Annotated in this window: 12 protein-coding genes; 7 read left to right on the top strand and 5 right to left on the bottom strand. The window is 62.8% G+C overall.

The genetic code is table 11. The features are described from left to right. Positions 1 to 43 precede the first annotated feature (43 nt). Positions 44 to 964, bottom strand: coding sequence for a methylenetetrahydrofolate reductase [NAD(P)H] (gene metF, locus ACODTY_RS13320; protein WP_056237453.1), 921 nt, complete (start codon positions 962 to 964; stop codon positions 44 to 46). Then, positions 964 to 1977, bottom strand: a complete 1014-nt coding sequence (locus tag ACODTY_RS13315; protein WP_488994735.1) for an ArsR/SmtB family transcription factor — start codon at positions 1975 to 1977, stop codon at positions 964 to 966. The genes metF and ACODTY_RS13315 overlap by 1 nt, the downstream gene beginning before the upstream one ends. A gap of 155 nt (positions 1978 to 2132) precedes the next feature. Here ACODTY_RS13315 and tsaA point away from each other — a divergent pair, with 155 nt between their 5' ends. Together tsaA and ACODTY_RS13305 are read left to right on the top strand one after the other, a co-directional pair. Next, on the top strand, positions 2133 to 2633 hold the full coding sequence (gene tsaA / locus ACODTY_RS13310) for a tRNA (N6-threonylcarbamoyladenosine(37)-N6)-methyltransferase TrmO (protein WP_488994734.1): 501 nt from the start codon (positions 2133 to 2135) through the stop codon (positions 2631 to 2633). Beyond that, a complete protein-coding gene (locus ACODTY_RS13305) occupies positions 2633 to 2947 on the top strand; it encodes a DUF2293 domain-containing protein (RefSeq protein WP_488994733.1) in 315 nt (104 codons plus the stop codon). The genes tsaA and ACODTY_RS13305 overlap by 1 nt, the downstream gene beginning before the upstream one ends. A gap of 27 nt (positions 2948 to 2974) precedes the next feature. Here ACODTY_RS13305 and tam read toward each other — a convergent pair whose 3' ends face one another. Together tam and ettA are read right to left on the bottom strand one after the other, a co-directional pair. Further along, positions 2975 to 3745: a trans-aconitate 2-methyltransferase gene (tam, locus tag ACODTY_RS13300; protein ID WP_488994732.1), complete on the bottom strand. Its 771-nt coding sequence runs from the start codon at positions 3743 to 3745 to the stop codon at positions 2975 to 2977. A 56-nt stretch (positions 3746 to 3801) separates the two neighbouring features. Next, positions 3802 to 5451: an energy-dependent translational throttle protein EttA gene (gene ettA / locus ACODTY_RS13295; RefSeq protein ID WP_488994731.1), complete on the bottom strand. Its 1650-nt coding sequence runs from the start codon at positions 5449 to 5451 to the stop codon at positions 3802 to 3804. A 236-nt stretch (positions 5452 to 5687) separates the two neighbouring features. Between ettA and ACODTY_RS13290 the strand changes: the two genes are divergently transcribed. From ACODTY_RS13290 to ACODTY_RS13275, 4 genes are all read left to right on the top strand, one after another. Continuing rightward, on the top strand, positions 5688 to 7016 hold the full coding sequence (locus ACODTY_RS13290; protein WP_488994730.1) for a GGDEF domain-containing protein: 1329 nt from the start codon (positions 5688 to 5690) through the stop codon (positions 7014 to 7016). Between the two features lie 97 nt (positions 7017 to 7113). Next, positions 7114 to 8043 (top strand): alpha/beta fold hydrolase, encoded by a 930-nt coding sequence (locus ACODTY_RS13285; RefSeq protein WP_488994729.1) that lies wholly within the window; start codon positions 7114 to 7116, stop codon positions 8041 to 8043. A gap of 93 nt (positions 8044 to 8136) precedes the next feature. After that, a complete protein-coding gene (locus ACODTY_RS13280) occupies positions 8137 to 9309 on the top strand; it encodes a CaiB/BaiF CoA transferase family protein (RefSeq protein WP_488994728.1) in 1173 nt (390 codons plus the stop codon). Beyond that, the gene (locus ACODTY_RS13275; RefSeq protein WP_488994727.1) at positions 9306 to 10955 is read left to right on the top strand and encodes a thiamine pyrophosphate-binding protein; all 1650 of its coding nucleotides are present in this window, start codon (positions 9306 to 9308) and stop codon (positions 10953 to 10955) included. The genes ACODTY_RS13280 and ACODTY_RS13275 overlap by 4 nt, the downstream gene beginning before the upstream one ends. Before the next feature lie 8 nt (positions 10956 to 10963). Here the strand turns inward: ACODTY_RS13275 and ACODTY_RS13270 are convergent, their stop codons facing one another. Continuing rightward, the gene (locus ACODTY_RS13270) at positions 10964 to 12247 is read right to left on the bottom strand and encodes a cystathionine gamma-synthase family protein (RefSeq protein WP_488994726.1); all 1284 of its coding nucleotides are present in this window, start codon (positions 12245 to 12247) and stop codon (positions 10964 to 10966) included. Positions 12248 to 12364: 117 nt separating this feature from the next. On the opposite strand from ACODTY_RS13270, the gene ACODTY_RS13265 reads away from it, so the two are divergent. After that, complete coding sequence (locus ACODTY_RS13265; protein ID WP_488994725.1) at positions 12365 to 12823, top strand: Lrp/AsnC family transcriptional regulator; 459 nt, start codon at positions 12365 to 12367, stop codon at positions 12821 to 12823. The last annotated feature ends 125 nt before the right edge of the window (positions 12824 to 12948 follow it).

The raw sequence follows: 12948 nt of genomic DNA, 5'->3' as shown, positions 1-12948 counted from the left end.
AAAAGGCCGGGATTTTCCCCGGCCTTTTTGTTTCTGCTGCTCTCTAGGCCGCCGCTGAATTCGGGCTGGCCTCGGGCTTGTGCGAGCGGATGCCGATCATGTGGCAGACGGCAAAGGCCAAATCGGCCCGGTTCATCGTGTAGAAGTGGAAATCCCCCACCCCGCGCTCGACCAGGTCCAGCACTTGTTCGGCCGCAACGGCGGAGGCCACCAGCGCGTGCGTCTGCGGGTCGGATTCCAGCCCGTCGAACCGCTCCCTCAGCCAAACCGGCACATGGGCTCCAGCGCGCCCGGAAAAACTCGCCACTTGCGCGATGTTGTGAACCGGCAGGATGCCCGGCACGATCGGGATATAGATCCCCGCGCGCCGCACCCGCTCGACATAACGCTCGTAGATGTCGTTATCGAAGAAGAACTGGGTGATCGCCCGCGTCGCGCCGTTGTCGACCTTGCGCTTCAGCATGTCGATGTCGGTGGCGAAGTCCGGGCTCTCCGGGTGCTTCTCCGGATAGGCGGAAACGGAAATGTCGAAATCGCCGTGACGCTTGAGCGCGCCGACCATCTCCGCCCCGTTGGCATAGCCGTCCGGGTGCGGCTGGTAGCGCGTGCCGGCACCCGCCGCCGGATCGCCGCGCAACGCCACGAAGCGCGTGATGCCGAGCGCAGCGAACTGCCGGATCACGTTGTCGGCCTCTTCCCTGCTTGCATCGATGCAGGTCAGGTGCGCCGCCGGGCTGAGCGACGTCTCGCCAAGGATGCGCGCCACCGTGCGCGCCGTCCGTTCGCGCGTTGAGCCACCCGCGCCATAGGTCACCGAAACGAAGTTCGGCCTCAGCGGCTCAAGTCGCTTCACCGTCTCCCACAGCCGCGCTTCCATCTCGTCGGTCTTCGGCGGAAAGAACTCGAAGGAGACCCTGATCTTGTCGCCGATGTCGGGCCGGCGCGAAAAACGGAACTGGCTCATCAGGCGACTTCCCCGATCTTGATGGACTGGTTGCCGTTGGAGGGATCGGCAATGAGCAGGCGCCTGTCACGACCAAGCCACAGCTTGACGGTGAGCTTGGCCTCGCTATTGCCGCGCGGTTCGAAATCCTGGCTGGACTCCAGGTCGAGGCCGGCCTCGTTCAGCCATTCGCTAATCTGCCTGTCCGAAAAGCCGAGACGCAGGTGCGCGTGTTCCTCGCGCAGGAACTCCAACGTGTGCGCGGCGAAATCGACAATGACCAGCCGGCCGGATGGCCTGAGCAGCCGCGCCGCTTCCCTGATGGCGCGGGCCGGATCGTCCAGATAGTGCAGCACCTGATGGATGGTCACCAGGTCAAAGGCGTCGCGCTCCACCGGCGGCGAAAAGATATCGCCCTGCCGCACCTGTGCGTTGGTCACGCCCGCCTTGTCGAGATTGGCCCGCGCCACCGTCAGCATCTCGCGCGACATGTCGATGCCGACGCCGCGCCGGTAAAGCGGGGCGAAAATCTCCAGAAGCCGTCCGGTACCGGTGCCGAGGTCGAGCATGGATTGGAACGGGCGCTTGCCGACCAGCGTCAAAAGCGCGTTTTCCACGGCCTGGTCCGGCACATGCAGCGAGCGGATTTCGTCCCAGCTCGCGGCGTTCTCGGAGAAGTATTCCGCCGCCCGCTCCTGCCGCTTGCGCTTCACGGCGGACAAGCGCTCAAGATCACGTTCGATCTGCGGATCTACGCCGCGTATGCCGGCAATCAGGCCGAGTACGAACTCTCGCGCCGCATCTGAATCGGACAGGCGGAAAAACGCCCACGAGCCCTCTTGGTATCGACCGATCAGGCCGGCCTCGAGCAAAAGCTTCAAGTGCCGCGACACGCGCGGCTGCGACTGGTTGAGGATTTCGGTGAGGTCCGAAACGGTCAGGTCGCCGCGTGACAGCAGCGCCAGGATACGCAGCCGGCTGGATTCAGCCGCTGCCTTCAATGTATCCACCATGGTGTCGAGTGAAACGTTCATCTGCCATCTTTCGAAAAGATATAAAGATATGTTTATGTCATTTTCGTCAGTAAGACAACAGTCAATATCGCTCCGAGAACCGCTGCCGCCGCGCACTCCCACCTGCTAGGCTACCGGCGCACGACCATACCGCTTCCGAATCGGGAACAGCTTCGATGTTTGAATTGCGAGACAATGAAAAGGTTATGGCGCTCGATCCCGGTGCCTTGCCCGGCGACGCCCACATCGTTTTCATCGGCCGCATCCGCTCGCCATGGCGTGAACGTTCGGAATGCCCCAAGAACATGCGAGCTGCCCTTGAAACGGGCCAGCGCGCATCTCTGGTGCTGGACCCGCCCTATCGCGAGGGACTGCTCGGCCTCGAAGGCTACACCCACGCCCACATCTTCACGTGGCTGCATCAGGTGCCGCGGAATCTGATTGTCCAAAAACCGCGCCATGCCACTGAGGAAAAAGGCACTTTCGCCTTGCGCTCGCCCATCCGCCCGAACCCGGTCGGCCTGCATACGGCAAGGCTGCTCGGCGTCGATCGGGAAACAGGCGTGATCGAACTGGAAGCCATCGACGCGCTCGACGGCACCCCGGTCATCGACATCAAGCCGTATTTTCCCTCGGTTGATTTGCTGGCCGACGCCATGACGCCCAAGAGCCGGTGATGAACGCATCGACCGGGCGACGGCGCGCCATCGGCAAGGCGCTGACGGCGCTTTTGCCGCTCGCGCCCTATGCCGACATGGAAAGGATTCGCGAAGACGCCTCGTCGCGACACCTGAAAACGCTGCCGCCGACGATTGCGGTCTGGCTCGCCACCGTGGCCCATGTCCGCCATGTCCACACAGACTACGAAAAGCTTCTCGCTGAAGGTTACGACCGCGACGCCGCCCGCTTTTTCGTCGTCAACGACATCAATGCGTGGCTGACCAAATGGCGCGCCACCCGCCTGCTCGATCCGGATGATGACGACGCATAGGCAATTCCAGAAAAAGCGACCCTTAGGCTACGCCCCCCGCTTGGCCACGATGAACAGGCGCGGAAAGCGCAGCAGCACCTTGCCGTTGGCGGCCGGCGGATAGGCCTGCCTGATCTTGTCCAGATAGCGGGCGAGGAAGGCTTTCTTCTCGTCCTCGTCCAGCGGGTCGGTGAAGGTCTTCAAGCCGGTCGACTTCAGCCACTCCACGATCGCTTCGGCATTCGCCAGCGGATGATTGTAGTAGGTGTGCCAGATATCGACACGCTCGGCCAACGGCGTCAGCAGGTCGTAGTAGAGGGCCACCGGCGGCAGCGGGTCGCGCGCCGAATTGGCCATCTTGGCGGCAAACGGCATTTCAGCCGCAGCCTCACGCATCAGCCGGTGCGACGGTTCGCCGAGATTGTCCGGCATCTGCACGGCCAGCGCCCCGCCCGGCGCAAGCAGGCCCATCAGCCGCTGGAATACAGCAGGATGCTCCGGCAGCCATTGGAACACCGCATTGGCGAAGATGACATCGACGGGCTTTTCAGGCGTCCAGCCGGCCGCATCCGCCAGCTCGAAGCGGACATTCGGCAAACGCTTGCGCGCCTTGTCGATCATGTCGGGCGAGGTATCGAAGCCGCTGACCTCGGCATCCGGCCAGCGCTCAACCAGCAATTCGGTCGAGTTGCCCGGCCCGCAACCGATATCGACAACCCGTCGGGCATTTGGCACCGGCACTTGCGCAACGAGATCGCGCGAAGGCCGTGTCCGCTCGTCTTCGAATTTCAGGTATTGGGCGGCAGACCAGTCGGCCATGAAAATTTCCTCGAAATGAAAAACGCCCCGCTTGTCGGCGGGGCGCCCAGGCAGTTTTAGCGGGTAAGTCTCTTGTGCGTCATGCGGTGCGGCGTGGTTGCCTCGACGCCCAGCCGGCGCACCTTGTCCTTCTCGTATTCCTCGAAGTTGCCTTCGAACCACTCGACATGGGCATCGCCTTCAAAGGCGAGCATGTGGGTGGCCATGCGGTCGAGGAACATGCGGTCGTGGCTGATGATGACCGCGCAGCCGGCATAGGCTTCCAGCGCATCTTCCAGCGCGCCCAGCGTCTCGGTGTCGAGATCGTTGGTCGGTTCGTCGAGCAGCAGCACGTTGCCGCCGTTCTTCAGCATCTTGGCCAGGTGCACGCGGTTGCGCTGGCCGCCCGAAAGGTTGCCCACCTTCTGCTGCTGGTCGCCGCCACGGAAATTGAACGACGAGCAATAGGCACGGCTGTTCACCTCGTGCTTACCGAGCTTGATCACCTCGGCGCCGCCCGAGATTTCCTCCCAGACGGTCTTGTTCGGGTCGAGCGCGTCGCGGCTCTGGTCGACATAGCCGAGCTTGACGGTCTCGCCGATGCGGATCGAACCGGAATCCGGCTTTTCATGGCCTGTGATGGTCTTGAACAGTGTCGTCTTGCCGGCACCGTTCGGGCCGATGATGCCGACGATGCCGCCGGGCGGCAGCTTGAACGACAGGTTTTCGATCAGCAACTCATCGCCAAAGCCCTTGTTCAGGCTATCAACCTCGATCACCACATTGCCGAGACGCTCGCCGGCCGGGATGACGATCTGCGTATCCGTCGGTTTGCGGGTCTGAGCCTGCTCGACCAGGTTTTCATAGGCCTGAATACGGGCCTTCGACTTCGTCTGGCGGGCCTTTGGTGAAGATGCGATCCACTCGCGCTCGCGCCAGATCGCCTTCTGGCGGGCGTCGTCCTCGCGACCTTCCTGGATCAGGCGCTTGGCCTTGGCGTCGAGATACTTGGTGTAGTTGCCCTCGTAGGGAATGCCGCGGCCGCGGTCGAGTTCGAGAATCCAGCCGGTGACGTTATCGAGGAAGTAGCGGTCGTGGGTGATGATCAGCACCGAGCCCGGATAGTCGCGCAGGTGCTTTTCCAGCCAGGCCGTCGTTTCGGCGTCCAGATGGTTGGTCGGTTCGTCGAGCAAAAGCAGGTCGGGCTGTTCCAGAAGCAGGCGGCACAGCGCCACGCGGCGGCGCTCGCCACCCGACAGGTTGGTCACTTCCGCATCGCCGGGCGGGCATTGCAGCGCTTCCATCGCCATTTCGACCTGCTGTTCGAGATCCCACAGGTTCAACCTATCCATCTCGTCCTGCAGCTTGGCCGATTCCTCCGCCGTTTCGTCGGAGTAGTTCATCATAAGCTCGTTATAGCGCTCGATGATCGCGGTCTTCTTGGCAACGCCATCCATGACGTTCTCGAACACCGTCTTGGCCGGATCGAGCTTCGGCTCCTGCGCGAGATAGCCGACAGTGGCGCCTTCCGCGAGCCATGCTTCGCCGGTGTACTCCTTGTCGAGACCGGCCATGATCTTCAGGATCGTCGACTTACCAGCGCCGTTCGGCCCGAGAATGCCGATCTTGGCGTCCGGGTAGAAGGACAGGTTGACATTTTCCAGCACCTTCTTGGTGCCGTAGGCCTTTGAAAGGCCGGCCATATGATAGATGAACTGGCGTGCCACGCGCGCTTTCCCTGAAAAAGGTGACCTTCTCGGTCACGCTGGACGGAGGTTGGCCGCTATGTAGGCGATGGGGCGCAAAACGGCAATCGCTTTCGGCACCAGTTGCTGGCCCACTCCGCAACGCCCCCGGCGGCCCGGTACCGGGGTTAGCCCTACGAACCCCGCATGGACCTATACAAATCCACGCAAAAGAAAGGCGCAATTAACCCTTCCCCGGCAAAAGGGGATGGAAGGAAATGCCCGCAGTCCGCGATTTCCGCAGTTGGGAGCCGATCGTATTGCACAACAGCCTTCTGCTCTTTCTTGAAGCAGCCGCCTATTTCGGCGTGATGGTGACGCTGTTCCGGCTCCGCAGGCGCATCGGCATCGGCGTTTTCTTCTGCGCGCTTGGCGTCATGCATTTCCTTGAGACCTATCTTGCCAGCGCATTCTATGTCGCCTTGCCGTTCGGCATCGTCTCTCCCGGCTCGTCGGTGCTGTTCTCCGGCAAATTGGTGATGCTGCTTCTGGTCTACATGAAGGAAGACGCCACCACGGTGCGCCAGCCGATCTACGGCCTGCTGTTCGGCAACGCATTGATGATCGGTCTTGTGCTGTTGTTGCGTCAGCACGACATCGCCCCGCTGCCCAACGGACAACGCCCGGATATCGCCTTCATCGACCAGATGGGTTGGCTGATGGTCTGGGGCACGACCCTGCTCTTCGTCGATGCTATTCTCATCATCCTGCTCTACGAGCGTCTCGGCAAATATCTGCGCAAATCGCTTTTTGCCCGGATTCTGGTCTCGACCGCCTGCGTGCTGACCTTCGACCAGATCGGCTTCTTCACCGCGCTTCATTTCGTCACCGGCGCGCCGACAGAAGTCTTCTTTGGCGGCTGGTACGCCAAGATGGGCGCGGCGCTTGTCTACTCCATGATGCTCGTCGCTTATATCCGTTGGGCGGAATCGCATCCCATCCCCGCGCCGCGCGGTCTTGGCGACATCTTCGAGACACTGACATACCGCGAGCGTTACGAAGCGCTGATCCAGCACGTCGGGCGTGATGGCCTCACCGGCCTCTGGCATCGCGGCCGCTTCGAGACCGATGGCGAGCAGGACGTTGCCGCAAGCCTCGCTTCCGGCAAGCCGCTCAGCCTGCTCGTTCTCGATGTCGATCACTTCAAGTCGATCAACGACCGCTTCGGCCACGCGGAAGGCGATCGTGTGCTCAGGTCGATTGCCATCCTGCTGCGCGATGTCGCCGGTCCCGGCGACCGCGTCTACCGCACCGGCGGCGAGGAGTTCGCGGTTCTGTGCCCTCACCCGCACGCGGTTGCCCGCCTGCTTGGCGAAAACATCCGCCATGCCGTCAAGGCAGCGAACGTCGCCAATCTTTCCGAACTGACGATCAGCGCCGGCATTGCCACCCTGTCGAGTTCGACCAACAGCCTGTCAGATTTGTTCGCGATAGCGGACCAGCGTCTTTACACCGCCAAGGCGAGCGGCCGTGACCGGATCGTGGGCGAACCTTTGGTTGGCGAACAGGCAGCGCAACCGACCCTGTCAGCCGGACATGGCCACTGACTTCACCGGCAATGTTCGCTGTCACTGACATCTGGCGGGATGCCGCCTTGACGCCATCCCTGCCCGATCTACTCTCCAAGCCGAAGGGCGGGCAAAAATGTCATTCGACGATCAAACAACTCTAGCTTCGCCGACCGGTGCGGTGCTCAATCTTTACATGAAGCGCGCCGAGGGGGAGCCTTGCGCCGTCATCCAGATCAACCACGGCCTTGCCGAACATGCCGCCCGCTACGCCCGCTTTGCCGATTTTCTCAGCATGCGCGGCTGTCACGTCTACGCCCACGACCATCGCGGCCACGGCTTTACCCGCGCTCCCGACGCTCCGCAGGGCCGATTCGGCAACGAAAATGGCGGCGACAAGGTCATTGCTGACGTTGCCGCCGTCCATGACCTCCTCGCAAAAAACCATCCGGGCTTGCCCGTCATCGCCTTCGGCCATTCCATGGGCGGACTCATTGCGCTCAATTTCGTACTGAGGCATTCCGCGCGCATCCACGCCGCAGCAGTCTGGAACGCCAACTTCACTGCCGGCCTGCCCGGTCGCGCCGCACTCGCCATCCTCGCGTGGGAGCGCTTCCGGCTCGGCTCTGATGTCCCCTCGCAGCTTTTGCCGCGCCTGACGTTCGGCGCATGGGGCCGCAAGATTGCCGGCCACCGCACCTTGTTCGACTGGCTGTCGCGCGATCCCGCCGAAGTCGACAAATACGTCGCCGACCCGCTCTGCGGCTGGCCAGCTTCCGTATCGCTGTGGCGCGACCTGTTCGGCTTCATCTTTGATGGAGCAGACGACGCCAACTTTGCCGCCGTGCGCAAGGCCCTGCCGTTCAATCTCGTCGGCGGCGAGAACGACCCCGCGACCGATGGCGGCAAGGCTGTCGCGCATCTGGCCAAGCGCATGCGGCGGATGGGCTTTTCGAATCTCGTTTCAACCATTTACCCGCAAACGCGGCATGAAAGCTTGAACGAGATCAACCGCGATCAGGTCATGGCCGACTTCGCCGCATGGCTGGATGGCGTGCTGAAATAGCGCCTGCCGTGCTGGCCCAGCGCAAGGTCCGTGACATCGCGGCTACGGGTTGCTAGAGCACGTCTATCCTCTCGACCAACGGCGCAGATATCCATGACCGAAGCTCCGCTCAAAGGCGTCCGCGTAATTGAACTTGCCCGCATCCTCGCCGGTCCTTGGGCCGGGCAGTTGCTGGCCGATCTGGGTGCCGACGTCATCAAGGTGGAAAGCCCCGACGGCGACGACACCCGCAAGTGGGGACCGCCCTTCGTCACCGGCAAGGACGGCGAAAACCTCTCCGCCGCCTATTACCACTCCTGCAATCGCGGCAAGCGCTCCATCGTCGTCGACTTCTCGACCCCCGAAGGGGCCGAAACCATCCGCAAGCTCGCCGCCGGCGCCGATGTCTTGATCGAGAACTTCAAGCTCGGAGGCCTCAAGAAGCATGGCCTCGACTATGCGAGCCTGAAGGCCGTGAACCCGCGCCTCGTCTACTGCTCCATCACCGGCTTCGGCCAGGACGGCCCCTATGCGCCTCGCGCCGGCTACGACTTCATCGTGCAGGGCATGTCCGGCCTGATGTCGATCACCGGTGCCGCCGATGGCGAACCGCAAAAGGTCGGTGTCGCCGTAACCGACATCTTCACCGGCCTCTATTCCGTCATTGCCATCCAGGCAGCCCTTCGCCATGCCGAGGCGACCGGCCAAGGCCAGCATGTCGATATGGCGCTGTTCGATGCCCAGATTTCGGTCCTCGCCAACCAGAACCTGAACTATCTCGTTTCCGGCACGCCGCCGACGCGCATGGGCAACGCGCATCCCAACATCGCGCCGTACGAGGTTTTGCCGGTCAAGGACGGCCACTTCATCCTCGCCACCGGCAACGACAACCAGTTCCGCAAATTCTGCGCCATCATCGGCCGCGAGGAACTGGCCGACGACCCGGCCTTCATCAACAATTCGGCCCGCGTCGCCAACCGCGTCGCCCTGCACGATCACATGGTCGAGGCTCTTGCCGACCGCAAACGCGAGGACATCCTCGCGGCGCTCGAGAAAGCGCATGTGCCGGCCAGCCCCATCAACGACATCGGCCAGACCTTCGCCGACCCGCAGGTCGTCGCGCGCGGCATGCGTCTCGACCTCGATGACGGTGACGGCAACGCTTTGCCGTCCGTGCGCGCGCCAATCGTTTTGTCTGAGACACCGCTGACCTACAATCGCCCCTCGCCCCGGCTTGGCGAGCACACCAGCGAAATCCTTGCCGAACTGGAGCAGACGAAATCATGAAGACCGGCGGACAACTGATCGTCGACGCGCTGGAAGCCAACGGCGTCAACCGCGTGTTCTGCGTGCCGGGCGAATCCTATCTCGCCGTCCTCGATGCGCTCCACGATTCGAAAATCGAAACCGTCGTCTGCCGTCAGGAAGGCGGCGCCGCGATGATGGCCGACTGCCACGGCCGCCTCACCGGTCAACCGGGTATCTGCTTCGTCACCCGCGGCCCCGGCGCCACCAACGCCTCGCCCGGCATCCACATCGCCCGCCAGGATTCCATCCCGATGATCCTGTTCATCGGCCAGATCGCCCAGAAGGCCCGCGAGCGCGAAGCCTTCCAGGAAGTCGATTACCGCGCCTTCTTCGGCCCCATCGCCAAATGGGCAACCGAAATCGAGGACGCCGCCCGCATCCCCGAAATCCTCACCCGCGCCTTTTCGGTGGCAACGTCCGGCCGTCCCGGCCCGGTCGTCATCGCGCTTCCGGAAGACATGCTGACCAGTTTGGTCGAAGCGCCGGCCGCGCTGCCTTCGGCTCCGGTCGAGACCCGGCCCGGCGAAGCCGAACTTGCCCAGCTTGAGACCCTGCTTGCCAAGGCAAAGCGCCCTGTCGCCATTCTCGGCGGCACCCGCTGGGGCGAGCAGGCGACAGCAGACATGAGAGAAATCGCCCGCAACTGGTCGCTGCCGGTCGGCGTCGAGTTCCGCCGCCAGATGCTGTTCGACCATCGTGACGAGAACTATGCCGGCGATGTCGGCATCGGCATCAACCCGAAGCTCGGCGACTACATCAAGGGCTCCGATCTCGTCCTGCTCGTCGGCGGCCGCTTCGGCGAGATGCCGTCATCGGACTACACGCTGCTCAAGAGCCCGTATCCGGACCAGCAGCTTGTCCACATTCACCCCGACACCAGCGAACTTGGCCGCGTCTATCGTCCGACGCTCGCCATCAATGCTTCGCCCGCCGCCTTTGCCCAAGCCTTTTCGGGCCGCAAGCCGAGGACAGCTCCGGCATGGGTCGAGCAAACGAAGCAGCTTCATGCCGACTACCTTAAGTGGTCGACGCCACCGCAAACCGGTCCCGGCGCGGTGCAGATGGGGCCGATCATCGCCTATCTCAACGAGGTTTTGCCGGAAGACGCCATCCTGACCAACGGCGCCGGCAACTACGCCACCTGGGTCCACCGCTTCTACAAATTCCGCCGCTACGGGACGCAGGGCGCGCCGACCTCCGGCTCGATGGGCTACGGCACGCCCGCCGCCGTTGCGGCCAAGGCGCTCTATCCCGACCGCACGGTCATTGCCTTTGCCGGCGACGGCTGCTTCATGATGAACGGCCAGGAATTTGCCACCGCAGTGCAGTACAACCTCCCAATCATCGTGATCGTGGTCAATAACGGCATCTACGGCACCATCCGCATGCATCAGGAGCGGGAATATCCCGGCCGGGTGTCCGGCACCGGCCTCGTCAACCCGGACTTTGCCGCCCTTGCCCGCGCCTATGGCGGACACGGCGAGACGGTCGAGAAGACGGCCGACTTCATCCCGGCCTTCGAGCGCGCGCGTGCTGCCGGCAAGCCGGCGCTGATCGAGATCAAGCTCGATCCAGAGGCGATCACGCCGTCGCGGACGCTCTCGGACATCCGCGACAAACGCTAAGGCCAACCTCAGGCGGCGGACAGCGCCTGGGCGAGATCCGCGACCAGATCGTCGGGATGCTCGACGCCGATCGACAGGCGGATCGTCGTATCCAGCACGCCGATGCGCTGGCGCACCTCTATCGGCACGCCCGAATGCGTCATCGCAGCCGGGTGGCTGGCGAGCGATTCCGTGCCGCCGAGGCTCACAGCCAGCTTGAACACCTGGAGCGAGTTGAGGAAGGTAAACGCCGCCTTCTCGCCGCCGCGTATGTCAAACGAGAATGTAGAGCCAGCGCCGCTGCACTGCGCCGCGAACACCTTGCCCTCGGGCGAATTCGTGTCGAGGAACGGCAGGTAGTGCACCTTCGCCACCTTGGCATGATCCCGCAGGAATTCAGCGACGACACGTCCATTGGCGTTGGCCTTTTCCATGCGGATCGAAAGCGTCTCCAGCGAGCGCCCCAGCATCCAGCAGGAATGCGGATCGAGTTGCGTGCCAATCGCGCCGCGCAATGCCTTGATCGGCTTGGTCACCGCTTTCGAGCCCATCACCGCGCCTGCGATGAGGTCGGAATGGCCGCCGACATATTTGGTCAATGAGTAGAGCGAAACGTCGGCTCCAAATTCAATCGGCCGCTGAAACACCGGGCCAAGTAGCGTGTTGTCGCACATCACGACGGGCCGGTGTCCCTGCTTCTTGCCAAGCTCGTCGGCAACCGCCTTCATCAGCGACAGATCGATGACGCTGTTGATCGGGTTGGACGGCGTTTCCACCAGTATGATCGAAACCTTGCCCTTGGCGGCTGCCTCGTCGGCAGCCTTGCGCACCGCGCCGGCATCGACCCCGTCGGAGAAACCTACCGCACCGATGCCGAACCCTGCCAACGTGCGGGCCAGCAGCGTTTCCGTGCCACCATAGAGCGGCTGCGAGTGCAGGATCACGTCGCCCGGCCGGGCATAGGCCAGGATTGCCGTCGCAATCGCCGACATACCGGAGGAAAACAGGATGCAGGACTCCGTGTTCTCGTATACCGCGAGGCGATCTTCGACGATCTCGCTGTTCGGGTGGTTGAAGCGCGAATAGACGAGCCCCGCCGCCGTACCCTTCGGCGGTTCCTTGCGGCCGGACGTGTAGTCGAAGAAGTCGCGTCCCTCTTCCGCCGACTTGAACACGAAGGTCGATGTCAGGAATACGGGCGGCTTGACCGCACCTTCCGAAAGCAGCGGATCGAAGCCATAGCCCAGCATCAGTGTTTCGGGGTGGAGCTTGTGGTTGCCGATATGGGTCTTGGAAGGCTTTGGCGCGGTCATGATGTTCCTCGAGATGAGATTGCCGGCACAATTTAGCCGATCCCAATGGATGGGTCCTTGCTATTTCGTGACCCTTGTGAACGTGTGCGCGCAATCCAGTCTCGCATGGAGCAAGGCATGCAGCAGAAAATTGCCGACGAGTTCGACCAGAAAATTCTCCGCGAGCTACAGGCGGATGCGCGCCTGCCCAACAACGAGTTGGCCGAGCGCATAGGCCTGTCGCCCTCGCCCTGCCTGCGGCGGGTGCGGCGGCTTGAAGAAACCGGCGTTATCCGGGGCTATACCGCGTTGGTCGATCCGGCAGCGTTCGGCTGGACCATGATGGCCATTGCCACCATTCGCCTCAACCAGCAGAACGAAGACGAGATCGTCATGTTCGAACAGGCCGTGCAGGAGTGGGACGAGGTGCTGGAATGCCATCTGGTTACCGGCTCGCGCGACTACATGCTGAAGGTCGCCGCCTCGGACCTTGGCGACTACGAGCGCTTCATCAAGCAGAAGATCGCGCGCCTGAAATGCGTCGCTTCGATCGAAACCAGCCTTGTCATGAACACGATCAAGGAGCGGCGGGTTTAGGCCGCCGCTCGCCTGCGCAAGCGAAAGCGCGAACCTCTCAGCTTCGTCATGCCGGGATTTTCTTTCAACCGAGCCAGAGAGGAATATCCGGCTACTCCCGCAAACCCATACAGAAAGGGGCGGTT

It is taken from the genome of Mesorhizobium sp. FG116 (assembly GCF_057809835.1).
This window is presented reverse-complemented; position numbering and strand designations above follow the sequence as displayed.